General features: G+C 62.7%; 14 protein-coding genes. 4 read left to right on the plus strand and 10 right to left on the minus strand.

What is annotated here, in order from left to right:
• Nucleotides 1-13: 13 nt before the first annotated feature.
• From hoxU to ALVIN_RS09300, 4 genes are read left to right on the plus strand one after another with little or no spacing between them, the layout of a single operon-like run.
• The gene (hoxU, locus tag ALVIN_RS09285; RefSeq protein ID WP_012971064.1) at nucleotides 14-745 is read left to right on the plus strand and encodes a bidirectional hydrogenase complex protein HoxU; all 732 of its coding nucleotides are present in this window, start codon (nucleotides 14-16) and stop codon (nucleotides 743-745) included.
• Nucleotides 742-1,284: an NADH-quinone oxidoreductase subunit B family protein gene (locus tag ALVIN_RS09290; protein ID WP_012971065.1), complete on the plus strand. Its 543-nt coding sequence runs from the start codon at nucleotides 742-744 to the stop codon at nucleotides 1,282-1,284. Before hoxU ends, ALVIN_RS09290 begins: the two co-directional genes overlap by 4 nt.
• A gap of 46 nt (nucleotides 1,285-1,330) precedes the next feature.
• Nucleotides 1,331-2,755, plus strand: a complete 1,425-nt coding sequence (locus ALVIN_RS09295) for a Ni/Fe hydrogenase subunit alpha (RefSeq protein ID WP_012971066.1) — start codon at nucleotides 1,331-1,333, stop codon at nucleotides 2,753-2,755.
• Between the two features lie 9 nt (nucleotides 2,756-2,764).
• Entirely contained in the window at nucleotides 2,765-3,211 is a 447-nt protein-coding gene (locus ALVIN_RS09300; RefSeq protein ID WP_012971067.1) for a hydrogenase maturation protease, read from the plus strand.
• A 128-nt stretch (nucleotides 3,212-3,339) separates the two neighbouring features.
• Here the strand turns inward: ALVIN_RS09300 and ALVIN_RS09305 are convergent, their stop codons facing one another.
• The 10 genes from ALVIN_RS09305 to nifD all read right to left on the minus strand — a co-directional run bounded on the left by ALVIN_RS09305 (nucleotide 3,340) and on the right by nifD (nucleotide 15,885).
• On the minus strand, nucleotides 3,340-5,124 hold the full coding sequence (locus ALVIN_RS09305; protein ID WP_012971068.1) for an ATP-dependent nuclease: 1,785 nt from the start codon (nucleotides 5,122-5,124) through the stop codon (nucleotides 3,340-3,342).
• Nucleotides 5,125-5,405: 281 nt separating this feature from the next.
• Nucleotides 5,406-7,685: a methyl-accepting chemotaxis protein gene (locus ALVIN_RS09310; protein ID WP_012971069.1), complete on the minus strand. Its 2,280-nt coding sequence runs from the start codon at nucleotides 7,683-7,685 to the stop codon at nucleotides 5,406-5,408.
• Nucleotides 7,686-7,738: 53 nt separating this feature from the next.
• A complete protein-coding gene (locus tag ALVIN_RS09315; protein ID WP_012971070.1) occupies nucleotides 7,739-10,006 on the minus strand; it encodes a PAS domain-containing hybrid sensor histidine kinase/response regulator in 2,268 nt (755 codons plus the stop codon).
• A gap of 183 nt (nucleotides 10,007-10,189) precedes the next feature.
• Nucleotides 10,190-11,152, minus strand: a complete 963-nt coding sequence (locus tag ALVIN_RS09320) for a hypothetical protein (protein WP_012971071.1) — start codon at nucleotides 11,150-11,152, stop codon at nucleotides 10,190-10,192.
• The gene (locus ALVIN_RS09325) at nucleotides 11,145-11,414 is read right to left on the minus strand and encodes a DUF6129 family protein (protein WP_012971072.1); all 270 of its coding nucleotides are present in this window, start codon (nucleotides 11,412-11,414) and stop codon (nucleotides 11,145-11,147) included. Before ALVIN_RS09325 ends, ALVIN_RS09320 begins: the two co-directional genes overlap by 8 nt.
• Nucleotides 11,411-12,118 (minus strand): dinitrogenase iron-molybdenum cofactor biosynthesis protein, encoded by a 708-nt coding sequence (locus tag ALVIN_RS09330; protein WP_012971073.1) that lies wholly within the window; start codon nucleotides 12,116-12,118, stop codon nucleotides 11,411-11,413. Before ALVIN_RS09330 ends, ALVIN_RS09325 begins: the two co-directional genes overlap by 4 nt.
• 74 nt (nucleotides 12,119-12,192) lie before the next feature.
• Nucleotides 12,193-12,393, minus strand: coding sequence for a 4Fe-4S binding protein (locus tag ALVIN_RS09335; RefSeq protein WP_012971074.1), 201 nt, complete (start codon nucleotides 12,391-12,393; stop codon nucleotides 12,193-12,195).
• 21 nt (nucleotides 12,394-12,414) lie between these two features.
• The gene (gene nifT / locus ALVIN_RS09340) at nucleotides 12,415-12,633 is read right to left on the minus strand and encodes a putative nitrogen fixation protein NifT (protein WP_012971075.1); all 219 of its coding nucleotides are present in this window, start codon (nucleotides 12,631-12,633) and stop codon (nucleotides 12,415-12,417) included.
• 79 nt (nucleotides 12,634-12,712) lie between these two features.
• Nucleotides 12,713-14,284 carry a nitrogenase molybdenum-iron protein subunit beta gene (gene nifK / locus ALVIN_RS09345; protein ID WP_012971076.1) on the minus strand — a complete coding sequence of 524 codons (1,572 nt, stop codon included), beginning with the start codon at nucleotides 14,282-14,284 and terminating at the stop codon, nucleotides 12,713-12,715.
• A gap of 140 nt (nucleotides 14,285-14,424) precedes the next feature.
• Nucleotides 14,425-15,885, minus strand: a complete 1,461-nt coding sequence (gene nifD, locus ALVIN_RS09350; protein WP_012971077.1) for a nitrogenase molybdenum-iron protein alpha chain — start codon at nucleotides 15,883-15,885, stop codon at nucleotides 14,425-14,427.
• Nucleotides 15,886-15,913: the final 28 nt, after the last annotated feature.

The raw sequence follows: 15,913 nt of genomic DNA on the forward strand, positions 1-15,913 counted from the left end.
GAGGAGCCGAACCATGCCCCTACCCACGCCCCAGCCGAACGTGCGCGTCGTCACGCTCCGCATCGACGATCGGGATCTCTCGGCGCGTGAGGACGAGACCCTGATCGAGGTCTGTCGCGAGAACCGGATTCCGATCCCCAGCCTCTGTCATCTCGACGGACTCTCGGTCTGGGGCGGCTGCCGGCTGTGCATGGTCGAGATCGCCGGTCAGGGCCGGCTGGTCGCCGCCTGCTCCACCCGCGTCGCCGAAGGCATGACGGTCCAGACCGATACCGAACGGCTCAGACACTATCGACGCACCATCGTCGAGCTGCTGTTCGCCGAGCGCAACCACGTCTGCTCGGTGTGCGTCTCCAATGGTCACTGCGAATTGCAGTCGCTCGCCCAGCGCTGCGGCGTCGATCATGTGCGCCTGCCCTACCGTCAGGCGCCCTACCCGGTCGACAGCTCGCACGAGATGTTCCGGCTCGACCACAACCGCTGCATCCTCTGCACCCGCTGCGTGCGGGTCTGCGATGAGATCGAGGGCGCCCATACCTGGGACGTCATGGGGCGCGGCAGCGACTGTCGCGTCATCACCGACATGGCTCGTCCCTGGGGCGAGAGCGAGACCTGCACCAGCTGCGGCAAGTGCGTGCAGGTCTGCCCGACCGGCGCCCTGGTCAAGCAGGGCACCTCGGCGGGCGAGATGGTCAAGGATCAACACTTCCTGCCGATCCTGGCACGGCGGAGGCACGCGCGATGAGCACTCAACCCAAGATCACGGTCGCCACCGCCTGGCTCGACGGCTGTTCGGGCTGTCACATGTCCTTCCTGGATCTCGACGAGCGTCTGATCGAACTCGTCGAGCACGTCGAGATCGTCTATAGCCCCCTGGTCGATACGAAGGAACTGCCCGCGCGGGTCGATGTCGGCATCCTGGAAGGCTCGATCAGCTCCGAAGACGATCTGGAGAAGGCGCGGCTGTTTCGCGAGCGCTGCACGCGGCTCGTCAGCCTGGGCGACTGCGCCGTCACCGGCAATGTCCCGGCCATGCGCAATCACTTCAAGCTCGCCGATGTGTTTGATCGCGCCTATCGCGAGAACGTCACGCTCCAGCCGCAGATCCCGACCCGCCGCGTCCCGGCCCTGCTGACGCCGGTCAAGCCTGTTCACGGTGAGGTCAAGGTCGATGTCTTCGTGCCCGGTTGTCCGCCGAGCGCCGATGCGATCTGGTACGTTCTGAGCGAGCTGATCGCGGGGCGGATGCCTGACCCCAACGCCGTCACGCGCTTCGGCGCCTGATGCGTACTGCGATGATCCTTGCCGCTTCACGAGGGGATTTCACGCCATGAGCCGCACCATCACCATCGAGCCGGTCACTCGCATCGAGGGCCATGCCCGCATCACGCTCCAGCTCGGCGAGGACGGCCGGCTGGAGGACGCCCGCTTCCATCTCACCCAGTTTCGCGGCTTCGAGAAGTTCTGCGAGGGTCGGCCCTATCGCGAGATGCCGGCCCTGACCGCGCGCACCTGCGGCATCTGTCCGGTCAGTCACATCATCGCCTCCAACAAGGCGTGCGACCATCTGCTCGCGGTCGACATCCCGCCGACGGGCGAGAAGCTGCGGCGGGTCATGAATCTGGCACAGATCGTCCAGTCGCACGCGCTGTCGTTCTTCCATCTGTCCTCGCCGGATCTGCTGCTCGGCTGGGACTCGGACCCGGCCACGCGCAACATCTTCGGCGTGATGCGTCAGAACCCCGAGCTGGCGCGCGACGGCATCCGCCTGCGTCAGATCGGCCAGACCATCATCGAGACCCTAGGCGGCAAGAAGATCCATCCGACCTGGGTGGTGCCGGGCGGGGTGTCCGAGCCGCTGAGCGTCGAGAAGCGCGAGTCCATGCTCAGGCTGCTGCCCGAGGGGCTGGAGATCGCCAAGCGCACCTATGCCTTCTACAAGACGCTGGTACCCAAGTTCAAGGACGAGGCCACGCACTTCGGCACCCAGCCGACGCTGTTCCTGAGTCTGGTCACGCCCCAGGGCCACCTGGAGCACTATGACGGCGTGCTGCGTGTCAAGGACGCCCAGGGGCGGATTCTGGAGGATCAGGTGCCGCCCGAGGAGTACGGGCGCTTGATCGGCGAGGCGGTCGAGGACTTCAGCTACATGAAGTTCCCCTACTACAAGCCGCAGGGCTATCCGCAGGGGATCTATCGGGTCGGCCCCCTGGCACGGCTCAACAACGTCCAGGCGTGCGGCACGCCCTATGCCGACGTGGCGCTGGCCGAGTTCCACATGCTCCAGGACTCAGGCCCCATCGTCAGCAGTTTCCACTATCACTATGCGCGTCTGGTCGAGATCATCTACGGTCTGGAGATGATCGAGCGGCTGCTCAAGGATCCGGCGATCCTGGACACGCGGGTGCGCGCCCGCGCGCGCAGCAACCGTTACGAGGGCATCGGCGTCGCCGAGGCGCCGCGCGGGACGCTCATGCATCACTATCGCATCGACGACGATGGGCTCATCACCTGGCTCAATCTCGTCATCGCCACCGGGCACAACAATCTGGCCATGAATCAGTCGATCCGCGAGGTCGCCGAAGCCTATGTCGACGGCAACGCGATCGAGGAAGGGATGCTCAATCGGGTCGAGGCGGTGATTCGCTGCTACGACCCCTGCCTGTCCTGCGCCTCGCACGCCTTCGGTCAGATGCCGCTGGCGATCGAACTTCGGGATGCGGCGGGTCGGGTGGTCGACCGACTGACGCGCTGAGCCGGATTCTTGGACAAGACACTCATCATCGGCTACGGCAGCCCGATCCGGGGCGATGACGCCATCGGTCCGCTGGCGGTCGAGCGGCTGGTCGAGCGCGGCTTGCCGGCCGGTGTGGAGGCCATCGCGCGTCATGTGCTGACGGCAGAGCTGGTCACTGAGCTGGTGGGACGCGAGCGGGCGATCTTTCTCGACGCGGCGGCCGGTGGCGAGCCGGGCGCGGTACAGGTGCATCGTCTCGAACCCGATGCGGATGCACACTCGACGATGGCGCATTTTCTCGATCCGTCGGAATTGCTGGCCTGGTGTCGGCAGTTGTATGGACAGGCGCCGGAAGCCTATTTGATCACCGCGACGGGGGCCTGCTTCGATTATGCCCATTGCCAACTGAGTCCGGTCGCCGAGGCGGCGCTCGAACGGTTGCTGGAGCAGGTCGAGCGGGTTTGGGTGGGTTGATTGCTCCGTCAGGGCGTTTGGTATGGCCCAAGGAACCGCTCGCCATCGAAGTGAATCAGGTGGGACGGTGCTGTAGGCAAGAAGCCACAACGAAAAACCCATCGTTGTGCTTGGCCTTGTGTTATGTGTTACATGCTTCTGATCCAGTCAAAGCACGCCTTGAAAGTGGGCATCTGCTGCTCAATCTTGGCCGCACTCATGTCCCGTAACTGCTCTTCTTGCACGATAATGGAATCTTCGCCCTTGTCGTCGGCGCCGGTTACTTGCTCGATACAACCTTGAGGCCATACCCAGACGCCAACTTTTTTCATTGCGTCATGGCTGCCTTCGGCAATTGTCTTACCTTCTTCATCAGACGCGAAACAGGCCCAAATATCGGCTGCCCTCCATCCGGCTTGGTTGTCGCTCTGAGGCAGGCCATTATTATTAAGTGTAAATCCGTGGTCGGGCTGCAAATGAGCCAATATTCTTCTGGTATCAGCCATATCTTGCGCATTCCGGTCCAGTAGGCCGCCCTTGCGTGCGTGGGTGTATGCGAAATCCAAATCAGCCACAGCGCAGGCGCGAATACCCATCGCCGCCAGAACTAGCAGTGCCTTGGGAATATCCGCACAAGAACCTAGCGATACAAAGGCAATATGATCCAGTTCCGGTGCGTGTCCATACAGGCGCTCGTAAGCCAGCGGCAACAAGCGGCGATCCGTTTTGCCCTCGCAGAGCACTATTCGTTCGGCGAAATAAATTTCCGCCAAGTTGCTCAGCTCGAAAAAAGCGCGGGACTGACTTTCCGCGCCTTCGATAGCTTCATTGACAGCTTGTCGCAGAGGCTTTCGGACGGTCACGCCTTCGTTCGCGCTTTTTCTCACTATTACCGTGTCTGCAGCATTATCCCGGCTGAGCATCAGTGGAGAGTGAGTGGAAAAGACCACTTGAAAGCCTGTCTGAGCTAGGCTAGCCAGCGCCTGCCTTAATCGCCGCACCCCTTGCGGATGGAGATACAATTCAGGTTCGTCAATCAGTAGCAAGCGGCGAGAGGGGCTACCGCCTTCGCCCCGACGCATTCCCGCTAAATAGCGGATCAAGGCCATCTGGATGGCTCGCTGGGCACCAGCTCCCATCTGGTCAAACCGCCGCCGGTCACCTGTCGTTTTGTCAGTGACATGTAAGTCACCGGCCTTGAAGAACTCCTTTACATCGACGACCTGCAAATCAAGATCAAGCGAAAGGCCTGGAAAAAAGTGCTCTAGAGCACCGCTGGCGTCGGCATCAAACTGTTGCAAATGGTCTGAGCGATGATCGCCTTCTGCTGTCAGGACGTTACGGATAGTATCAAGGGCAGTATTTAATTCTGCATGCGCCTCAAGCAACGGCCCCATGATTTCGTCGAGAAGGCTCTTGATGGTCGTGCCAGCCTTGGCTTTGCCTAAATCTTCCCCAATATCGTGCATAGCTTGCACAAGTAAAGGCTCTGGCAGCAAAGCGGAGACTGCTTGGGGGAGACCAGTGGGGTAATCACGCCAGTGTCCCGGTTCACCATCTTCCTGGCACTGCTCAACATCCCATACCTCTTTGATGAGCTTTTTGGTGATGGCTCCCGTTGCTGAGGCCCGAATCCACAAGCGGCCATCACGACAATAGGGCGTTATTGCCTTTCGATGTTTTTCTTCGGGAATACGGCCGAGTACTTCATTAGTGATGCCGTCAATACAAGCAATCACTTCTACCATCTGCCCCGGATCATGAAAATCCTTGACAGAAAGTGCGGCCGGTTTCAGAACCCAGCTGAGGGCCTGGAGAATGGATGACTTACCGGTGTTGTTCTGGCCAACCAAAGGAGTATAGCTCTCCAGTGGCAACGAGACATCTTTGCAAGCACGAAAGTTCTTGATCCGAATGTGACTAAGGCGATGCATTTGAAGTCCTTTTATTTTTCTTATAAAACTGAAAAACAGCGCAGTTTATCATCACACATAAGAGTGTATCCAGACAGTGGCCAGAAATCTGAGCCTCAGTACAGTGCGAAAATCTCACGCTTAGCTTAAGCGATTGATTTTTCTGCATCATGTTATTTGCGGCGCAATTCGCCCGAAAAACCCGGCCCAGCCGGGGCTTGCAGTCGGTTTGAGCGTCGCTGTCGATGGGGCATGGCCACGCTCAGCCCGATTGACGAGAAGCCTCATCAAGGGCGAGCGACTCACCCGCCCATCGACCGCCCGACCTGTTCCGCCGTACTGTGCCGATAGTGCTGCTCCAGACAACGAATTTTCATCACCGTCTCATCGGAGAGCCGCGCCAGACGCTCGGAGAGGATGAGATCGGCCTGGACACGATCCCCCACGATGACGTGCCGCAGGACATCACCGGCACACTGGTGGAACTGGGCGTGCTTGGTCCGCAAGGTCTCATAGTCGGCCGCCGACTGGAACTGACGACCTGCGCCATAGATCCAGAGCCCAAGCGCACATTTGTCGTCACAGGAAACGACCTCCGGATCCTGCGGCTCACTGCGCCCCTCGATGACGCGACGCAACTTCTTCGACCATTGTTTGTGTGCGTACACGAAATCATCGAAATTGATCGTGCCCTCATCAGCCGTGTCGAGTCCTTCATGCGCCAGACGCATCGGGTCCAACTTGAAGATGGACACCATCCTGTTCAGCGCCACGGCCTGCTCTTGCAGGCTCTCGGCAGCGGCTGCCGCCTGCTCGACCAAGGCGGCATTGCGCTGTGTCGTCTCGTCCATCTGGGTGATCGCCTGATTGACTTGCTCGATGCCCGTTTTCTGCTCGCGGCTCGCCTCGGCAATTCCGTTCATCAAGTTCACGACCTGCCGGAAAGAGCCGACGACGCCGTCCATGCTCGCACCGGTTTCAGCGACCAGTCCGGCGCCGTCGTCCACTTGGCGGACGGAATCGGCGATCAAAGACTTGATCTCCTTCGCCGCCTGGGCGCTGCGCTGAGCCAGTCCCCTGACCTCGGCGGCGACGACCGCGAAGCCGCGCCCCTGTTCACCGGCCCGCGCCGCTTCCACGGCGGCGTTCAGCGCCAGGATATTGGTCTGGAACGCAATGCTGTCGATGACCCCCACGATGTCCGAGATCTGCTTGCTCGACTCCTGGATCCGCCCCATGGTTTCGACGACGCGCGCGACGAGCGCACCGCCCGAAGCGACCTGCTCGTTCGCACGCTGCGCGAGTTCAAGCGCCGCATCGGCATTGCGCGCATTCTGCTGGATGGTCACGTTGAAGTGATGCATCGCGCTGGCGGTTTGCTCCAGGCTGCTCGCCTGCGCCTCGGTGCGTTCGGAGAGATCGGCATTGCCCGCCGCGATCTCGGTGGAGGCGGTATGGATGGCGTCGTTCGCCTCACGGATCTGCCCGACCAATCGCTCCAATTGAACCAGGGTCGTGTTGGTGTCGCGCTTGAGCTCGGCGAGGCGTCCCTTGTAGTTCGATTCGATCCGTCGCGTGAGATCGGCCTGAGCGATCGCCTTGAGCACGGCCGCCAGTTCGTCCAGCGCCGTGGTGACGATCTCGGTGAGATGGTTCATGCCCTCCGCCAGATCCAGGAAGAATCCCTGTTTGCCTTCGAGACTCAAGCGCTGGTTGAAGTCGCCCCGCGCGGCCGCATCGAGCAGGACGTCGAGTTCAGTCTCGGCCATGACTTCGGCCGTGCGATCGATCCATTCGATCACGGTCCCGACACGCTCACCCTGAGCGTCGAACACCGGATTGGCGATGAGCTTGAAGGTGCGCCGTCCCACGCGCATCTGCGCGATATAGGTGCCGACCAACTGCTCCAGGAGCGCTTTCTGATGCGCGGGGTTGCGATGGAAGTCGGTCAGGCCGCGACCGGCGAGGTCTTCAGCATTGAAGTTCGGCAATACCTGGCGAATGTCGGCCTCGGCTTCGCGCATCATGCGGTGGAAGGACTCGTTCAGATAGATCAGCGTTCCGGCGTTATCGGCGACCATCATGTTGGTGGAAGCCTTGTCGAGCGCGCTCTTGAGACGCTGCATGGCATGCAGGGTCCGCTGATCGGCCGTGGCACGTTCAGCGAGCCGAGTCTGCATCTTCAGCAGTGAGACCAGGAGCTGGCCGATCTCATCGACGCGTTTGGTCGCCATGTCGCTGCTGTAATCGCCCGCGCCGATGCGCTCCAGGATGCCGGCGACGGCCCGCAGCGGCTTGGTCACCAGACGCCGGGTCATGACGAGGATGACCGCCCCCATGGCCAGCAACACAGCCGCCGCTCCCATGAGGATGGCATGGCGCAGCAGCGCCGCGCTGTGACCGAGCGCCTTCAGATCGGTGCCGTCACCGATGACCGGCTCACCGGACGGGTGGGCGCCCGCGAGCACAGCCTGGGCGTAAAGGTCGAGTCCCCACGCCAAGGCGGTGAGCAGTACCAGAGTCAAACCGAAAATCACGCCGGCCAGTCGGGTGGCGAGCGACCTGTGGAAGATCGATGGCATCGTGGAATCCAGTGCGTTGATGACGCGTTGATGTGGAGGCCGGCCCCTGGAGATCAGAGTTCGGCTGTCTCATCCAACAGTTGAAGTGCCTCGGCGAATCTCAGTCCATCCAGTGCCATCGCGAGCGCCTGTGTCGTCTGCTCGCCATGGACGGCCATTAGATGCCGCTCCAGCTCTGCAAAGAGACGCCGTGCCGGCTGTGGCCGATTGGTGGCCAGGGCCGCACGGAGCTTGCCCAATTTGGTCCGATCCACTGTTGCGGCGGACGTGACATCCGCCGGCCTGGACTCGGCCGTGTCGAGATGGGCAACGAGCGCCCGATGCAAACGCTCGAAGCAGGCCGTGAACCGGGTCGCGTGTCCGTCGAGTACGGAATCATCCGTCGGACCATGCGCCTTGACCGCCTCCTCCAGCGCCCCCGCGTGTCGGGCCAGCTCCAACGCCCCGAGATTGACAGCCGCCCCGCGCAGGCCATGCAGTCGCGCGGCGGCACTCGCGTGTGCGCCCTGGGCCAGATCGGCCCGGACTAAGCGGGGAATGTCGTCGATGTCGGCGAGAAAACGGCACAGCAGGCGCCGGGTGAAGGCGGGATCGCCCTGAGTGAGCTGGGCAAGGCGCTCGGGGTCGATTCCAGGCACGGGGCCGGTAAGCGGAGAGCAGGACTCAGAGCAGGCAGGCGCGTCAGGCTCGTGTTTCCGAGGAGCGGACCCCGAGATCCGGGCGCCGACCCAGCGCAGCAGCCGCTCGACCAGATGCTCCAGTTCCACCGGCTTGGCCAGAAAGTCGTTGCAGCCGGCCTCGCGTGCACGCTGCTGCTCCTCGCGCAGCACACCGGCGCTCAGAGCGATCACGGGCAGGGCCGGCCGCTTCAGATCCCGGCGGATGGCACGGGTCGCACTCAGTCCATCCATCACCGGCATCTGCACGTCCATCAGGACGGCATCGAAACGCCATGGATGCGCCCGCAACTGTTCCAACGCTTCCCGACCATGGCGCGCCGGGGTGGCATTCGCCCCCTCCAGGGCCAGCAACCGCGTGATGACCTCCAGGTTCGAGGCGTTGTCGTCCACCGCCAGCACGGTCAAACCCGCCAAACGCTGACCACGCGGACACGGCGCCTGGACGGTCGCCGGCACTTCGGGCGCACCAGAGGCCACACGTTCGAGGATCAGCTCGAACCAAAAGGTACTGCCCTGCCCTTCACAGCTCTCGACGCCGATGGTACCGCCCATGAGTTCGACCAGACGCTTGCTGATGGAGAGCCCCAGCCCTGTTCCGCCGAAGCGGCGCGTGATACTCGAATCGGCCTGGATGAAGGGTGTAAACAACTGTTCCAGCGCCGAGGGCGCAATGCCGATGCCGGTATCACGCACGACAAAGCGCAGACGGGCGCTCGACTCGCTGACGGACAGCGTCTCGGTCCAGACCCGCACGGTCCCTCGATCGGTGAATTTGATCGCGTTACTGACCAGGTTGGCCAGAATCTGCTCCAGACGCAGCGGATCGGTCAGCACTTGACCGCTCAACGCCGGCGCGGGCGCGATCTCCAGCGTGACTCCCTTGGCGCGCGCCGCCTCGCCCTGGAGCGATTCGAGCCGTTGCAGCAATCCGCTGAGCGTACAGGGACGTGACGCGATGGCAAGCTGATTGGCTTCGATCTTGGCCAGATCCAGGATGTCGTTGCTGATCTGGAGCATGGCCTGACCGGCGAGCCGGATGCGCTGCACCAGGGAACGCTGTTCCAGCGGCAGGTTCGCCTGTTCCAGCACCTGGGTCAGCCCGATGACCGCATTCAGGGGTGTACGCAGCTCGTGGCTCATGTGCGCCAGGAAGTCGCTCTTGGCCGCCGTAGCGGCCTCAGCGGCGAGCTTGGCTTCGACCTGCGCCCGCTCGGTCTGCTTGCGCTCGGTGATGTCGCTCGCCAGGCCGTCGAGAATGACCTCATCGCCGACCAGCCGTCGCTGAATGGACCGATCGTGCAACCAGCGCCACTGTCCCCAGCGGTCCTTGATGCGATATTCCAGATCGAAATGGGCGCCCTGTTTGAAAGCGGCGATCACGGCCTGCACTCTGGGTCGATCATCAGGATGGATCGACTGGTTCCACAGATAGGGATTGGCCTGGAGTTCAGCGAGACTGTAGCCGAGCACCGCCTCGACGCGCGCCGACCAAACGACCCCGCCGCGCTTGTCGGAGAAGGAATAGACGATGTCCGGCAGGCTCTCCACCAGACTGCGGTAGCGCTCCTCGCTCTCGCGCAGCGCCTGCTCGGCGCCTGTCTGTTCGCCGCTGGAGTCATCGGGAGGAATCGATACAGCCATGAGGCTCTCGCCGGTTGAGATAGCACCAATTCAGCGCAATTCTCGGGGCACCGACAAAAGGGATCGATGACAGAAATCAGCGAGTGAACATGACCGAGAGTGCGCCGTCGGTCGGCATACTGCTATACCGGGTTGCAGAACGCAATTGGGGCGGTCAGGCCGCGTCTGACCTCGGCGGCCCGGTCACAGCCCGTAGGGTTCGCGATACCAGTCGCGCAGGACTCTGAGGTCACGCGCCGGCAGATAGTCGTAGGCGCCCATGAGATCGGCATGGACGGCCTCGGCCAGCTTGTGCGAGACCTCGCGGCTGGTGAGCATGTGGAAGTACCAGGCGAAGGGATAGCCGGCCTCGCGATCGAAGCCGTGGATCTGATTGGCCAGCTTGGCACCACGCGCGACGGCGCCATCGGGCAGCGCCGGGATGCGACCCGTCAAGGCCGAGACCGGCTTGGCGCTCATCCGTCCCTCGCCGTCGCGATCCTGGTATTCGCGGATCGCCAGCACCCAGTGATGGCAGAACGCCTCGGACTCTGTCGCTGAGCTGCGATCCCAGTCGTCGAGAAAGCGCACCAGCTTGCGCCCGGCGTCGGGCGAACCGATGAGGTCCGGGATATGCGTCAGACGGCGGAACAGAAAACGCGGCTCGCCGATCGGTTCGGGTTCGAGACGCGGAAACTCGAACGGATCGACGAACTCGGCCAGCGTCTCGGGGAACCAGTCCGGGTCCGTGAGCGTGCGGTCGATGACCTCTTGCAGCTCCTCGATCTCGATCTGGATGAAATCGCGTGCCTGCGATCCGGTCGGCGCGACCAGATAGTGAGTGCGGCCATTGAGCCGGGTGGCGAAATACCGGACGTCGGAGAGCTTGAACAGCAGTTCGTCGATATCGCCGCCCGATTCCGACTCGGCCCACTCGCCGAGGTTGTGGGCGATGCGGTTGCCCTCCAGATCCACCACACCGCCGAGCCGATGCCAGCCGGCGCGGGTCATGACGTGCCGGATCTCCAGATCGGGCCGTTCGGCCTGAACCGCCGCCAGCAGTGCGTCCATTCCGGCGCCGGCAGCCAGATCCCGACACACCTGGGCAAGCCGCACGCTCGGGTCGGCGACGGCGGCTGATGTCTGGGCGCTCGACGTCTCAGGCATGGGCCTCAACCTCCGCGAGCAGCAGCCCGGTCGCGCACTCGGGATCGCGCGTGAGCTTCAGACAGTGCGCGCGCCCATCGACCAGATAGAGGTTGAAATCCTCATCGGCGAGAAAGGGCTCGTCGGCGCCCAGTTCGTCGTCGAGACAGTAGCTGAAATGCAGGTCGCTGAAATGCTCGCGCAGCATCGAGAGCGTCTGGTCATTGAGACCGGCGCGGCGGACGATCTCGGCGATCTGTTGGATCTGGATGGACTCGATCATGCCTCGGCCTCGTCGCGTTCGAAGCGCACGCGCGCCTCGGGCGCATGACCCATGACCTTGGCCAGCCAGGGCGGTGCCTTGCCGGCGAGAATGCCTTGCAGCGCCTGCAAGCGTTCGCGGATCGGGCCGCCGAGTGCATCCTTGATCGGATGGATGTCGCGCTTGACGACCTTGGCTGCTGCCGGGCCGCCGATGGAGGCGACATAGAGCACCTGACAGTCGGCGATCAGTCCGGCGCGATAGGCGTTGCGATCATCGCCCGCCTGGGACTCGTCGACCGTGCGCACGTCGATCAGGCGGATCTCGCTCGCCGAGACCTGATAGACCAAGAAGCGGCGCGCCGCACCGAAGTGCCCGTCGAGTTCCTCACCGTGATCCGAGGCACAGGCCACACGGATCGAGTCGGGCATGTCGCCTTCGGCATAGGGTTCGACGGCGGGCGGTGGGTCGGGCTGCTCGACGCCCTCGCCTTGGAGGATGGCCAGCGCCGCCCTGAGTTCGCTCTGATCGAGATGGGCGAATTCGCCGTCACCGGCCTGCTTCAGATCCTTGACCCTGACCGTAGCCAGCCGCTCGGCGCTCGGCGGCAGTCCGACGAGTTCGGCCAGCACCCGCAGCAGTCGCGCTGGATCGGTGTCCGGCAGCGTTCGCGCGGCCAGGCCGATGCGCAGTGCCATGTCCTCGGTGAGCGTGGTGGTGGCCATGTCGTTTCCCCTGCTGTTGGCGTTGGGTCAGTGGTCTTGAGCCCCTCTCCCCTCGCGGGAGAGGGGCATCCGGCTCAGGCCGGAACGATGCAGTCGTCTTCCATGCAGGCTTCCATGCACTGCGGGGTGCCGGGCTCGCCATCACCCTCGCATTCGCTACAGGTGCTGGCGTCGATCTTGTAGACGCCCTTGAAGGGCGAGATGGACATGGTCGGGCACACGGGTTCGCAGTCACCGCACGCGGTGCAGAGTTCCTTGACGATCTTCAGGGCCATGGGATGTCTCCTGTATTCGGTTCACTCATCCCCGCGCTTGAAGCGCAGGGTGGTCGGAAAGCTGGGCGGCGGGCTGATCGGATCGATGTACCAGCGCGATCCGTCGGTCAGCACCACCTCGCCGCCCCAGGTCTCGGATGTATCGGTCTCCACGGAGGCGATGGTCTCCTCCATGTCCTTCTTGGCGACGTAGAAGAGCAGGTCTCCGGCGTCGTTCTTGCGAATCATCACGTTGGGCATCGGGATCTCGCCTCGTTTCTCGGTTCGGACACGGGAACCCGAAGCGTTGGGAGGACGCTCCAGGTTCCAGACTCCCGACTCAGCGCACCAGGTCGTAGTTGAAGTCGGTCACGCCCATCTCGCGGGTCTCGTCGTCCAGACGCTCCAGCACCGCGTTGACGATGGTCGTCAGCATGTACATGGCGCCCTCGTAGCCCAGGGTCGTCATGCGATGCAGGTGATGACGGTCGAAGATCGGGAAGCCGAGCCGGATCAGCGGTACCTCGAACTCCTTGCCCTTGTGCAGGGTGTCGCGCTGGATGAACTTGCCGTAGCTGTTGCCGATCAGGAAGTCCGGCTTGTCGGTGAAGCACAGCGAGCGCAGGTGCCAGAGGTCAGCGCCGATGTAGACGGTGCCGCCGGCGCCGTAGGGCGAGGAGGCCAGCACCTTCTCCACTTCCTTCTTCCAGCGCTTGTTGGCCTGGTTGCAGAGGATGTGGGTCGGCTCGGCGCCCAGCTCCAGCAGGAACTTGGTCAGACCCAGCACGAAGTCGGCGTCACCGTAGAGGGCGAACTTCTTGCCGTGCAGCCAGGTGTGGCTGTCGGTCATCATGTCGACCAGACGACCGCGCTCCTTGGCCAGCGACTCGGGGATCTCCTTGCCGGTCAGACGCGAGACGGTCATCAGGAATTCGTCGGTCCACTCCAGCCCCATCGGGATGTTGACGTGGCTGACCGGATGCTTCCAGGTGATCTCGGCGAACTTCTTGGTCTTGGGCAACTGCCAGGGCTGGAGTAGCAGGGTGTCGATGGCGTTGGGCGCGTCCTTCATGTCGGCGATCGGGGTGCCGCCGGCATACATGCGGAACTCGCCGTCGGCCGGGGTATCGAGCACCTCGGTCGGATCGCACAGCAGGCTGTAGCCGACGCCCATCTCCTGCATCATGCGGTGCATGACGCGGTAGTTGCCGAGATAGGTCTCGAAGCCGGGCACGATGTTGATCTTGCCGTTGGAGCCGACGACCTTGTCGTCCATCTCGTTGAGCGTGAAATAGCGCTGGAAGCCCTCGAACATGTTGTCCCAGCCGGTGGTGTGGCTGCCGACGAAGCTCGGGGTGTGCGCGAACGGCGTCGGGAACTCGGGCGGAATGTGCCCTTCCTTCTTGGCATTGCCGATGAAGGCGTTGAGGTCGTCACCGATGACCTCGGCCATACAGGTGGTCGAGACCGCGATGCACTCGGGCTTGTAGAGCGCCTTGGCGTTCTCCAGACCGTCGAACATGTTCTTCTGACCGCCGAACACCGCCGCGTCTTCGGTCATGGAGTCCGACACACAGGCGACCGGCTCCTTGAAGTGGCGGTTGAAGTAGGTGCGGAAATAGGCCACGCAGCCCTGCGAACCGTGCACATAGGGCAGGGTCTTCTCGAAGCCGAGCGCGCACAGCACCGCGCCGAGCGGCTGACAGGCTTTGGCCGGGTTGATGGTCAGCGCTTCGCGCTTGAAGTTCAGCTCCTGGTATTCCTTGGTGGTGGTCCAGGCGAAGGTCTCCTCGATCTTGTCCATCGAGGGCACTTCTTCGACCAGCTCGCGCTTCTTGGCGAGGTTCTCGACATAGTCCGCGTCACGGAACAGCGGGTAGCAAGGCTTGATCTTATCGACGGTCTGGCTCATGGGGGTGCTCCTGCCGCGCCGCTAATCCGCGGACGACGACATCAAGTTGGGAATCCTGGAAATTGGTTTCTGGAACCGCTCAGGCGCTGGGCTTTCGATGGCTCTCAGTCCTTCGCGCCCTGGCGGTTCATATTTCCGAATCAGGCGCCGGCGGCCGACTTCAGCCAGGGAGCCTGCATGCTGTTCCAGCAGGGATTGTTCACGGTCATGTCCATGTCACGGGCGAAGATGGCGAAGCCGTCATAGCCGTGATAGGGGCCGGAGTAATCCCAGGAGTGCATCTGGCGGAAGGGCACGCCCATCTTCTGGAAGATGTACTTCTCCTTGATGCCGGAGCCGATCAGGTCGGGCTTGACCTTCTTGACGAATTCCTCGAACTCGTAGCCGGTGACGTCGTCGTAGAGCAGCGTCGCCTCGCCCATTTCCTTCATGGTGCGGTCGTAGTCGTCGTTGTGCGCGAACTCGTAGCCGGTACCGACCACTTCCATGCCCAGGTCTTCATAGGCGCCGACGACGTGACGCGGGCGCAGACCGCCGACGTAGAGCATCACCTTCTTGCCTTCCAGGCGTGGACGGTACTTGGCGATGACGGCGTCGTACTCGGCCTTGTACTTCTCGATGACCTTCTCGGCGTTGGCCTGGATGGTCTCGTCGAAGAAGGCGGCGATCTTGCGCAGCGACTCGGCGATCTTGGTCGGGCCGAAGAAGTTGTATTCCATCCACGGAATCCCGTACTTCTCTTCCATGAAGCGGCTGATGTAGTTCATCGAGCGGTAGCAGTGGATGAGGTTGAGCTTGACCTTGGGGGTCAGCTCCATCTCCGACAGGGTGCCGTCGCCGGACCACTGGGCGACCACACGCAGACCCATCTCTTCGAGCAGGATGCGCGAGGCCCAGGCGTCGCCGCCGATGTTGTAGTCGCCGATCACAGCCACGTCGTAGGGACCAGGCTCGAACGAGGTGTCACCGTCGCGGTTGCCGATGACCCAGTCACGGATGGCGTCGTTGGCGATGTGATGGCCGAGCGACTGGGAGACGCCACGGAAGCCTTCGCAACGCACCGGCACGATCGGCTTGTCGAGTTCCTTGCCCTTCTTCTTGGACACGGCTTCGATGTCGTCACCGATCAGACCGATGGGGCACTCAGACTGGACGCTGATGCCCTTGACCAGCGGGAAGAGCGCGTTGATCTCGTCGATGAGCTTTTCGAGCTTCTTGTCGCCGCCGAAGACGATGTCCTTCTCCTGGAAGTCCGAGGTGAAGTTCATGGTGCCGAAGACGTTGACGCCGGTGTGACCGACGTAATAGTTGCGGCGTCCGGCGCGCGAATAGGCGCCGCAGCCGACCGGACCGTGCGAGATGTGGACCATGTCCTTGATCGGACCCCAGACCACGCCCTTGGAACCGGCATAGGCACAACCGCGAATGGTCATGACGCCCGGCTGGGACTTGCGGTTGGAGATGATGCACTTCTTGGACTGCTCGACCGAAGGATCGTTGACGGCCAAGTGCTTGGCGCGATCCTTCTTCGCCTTGTCCGGATAGGCTTCGAGCACTTCCTGGATGAGTGCCTGAGCCTCGTCGCGAGTCAATGTCGCCATTGTGGATTCTCCCGCCGTGCCGCCAATT

The sequence above is a fragment of the Allochromatium vinosum DSM 180 genome (assembly GCF_000025485.1).
Lineage (GTDB): Bacteria > Pseudomonadota > Gammaproteobacteria > Chromatiales > Chromatiaceae > Thermochromatium > Thermochromatium vinosum.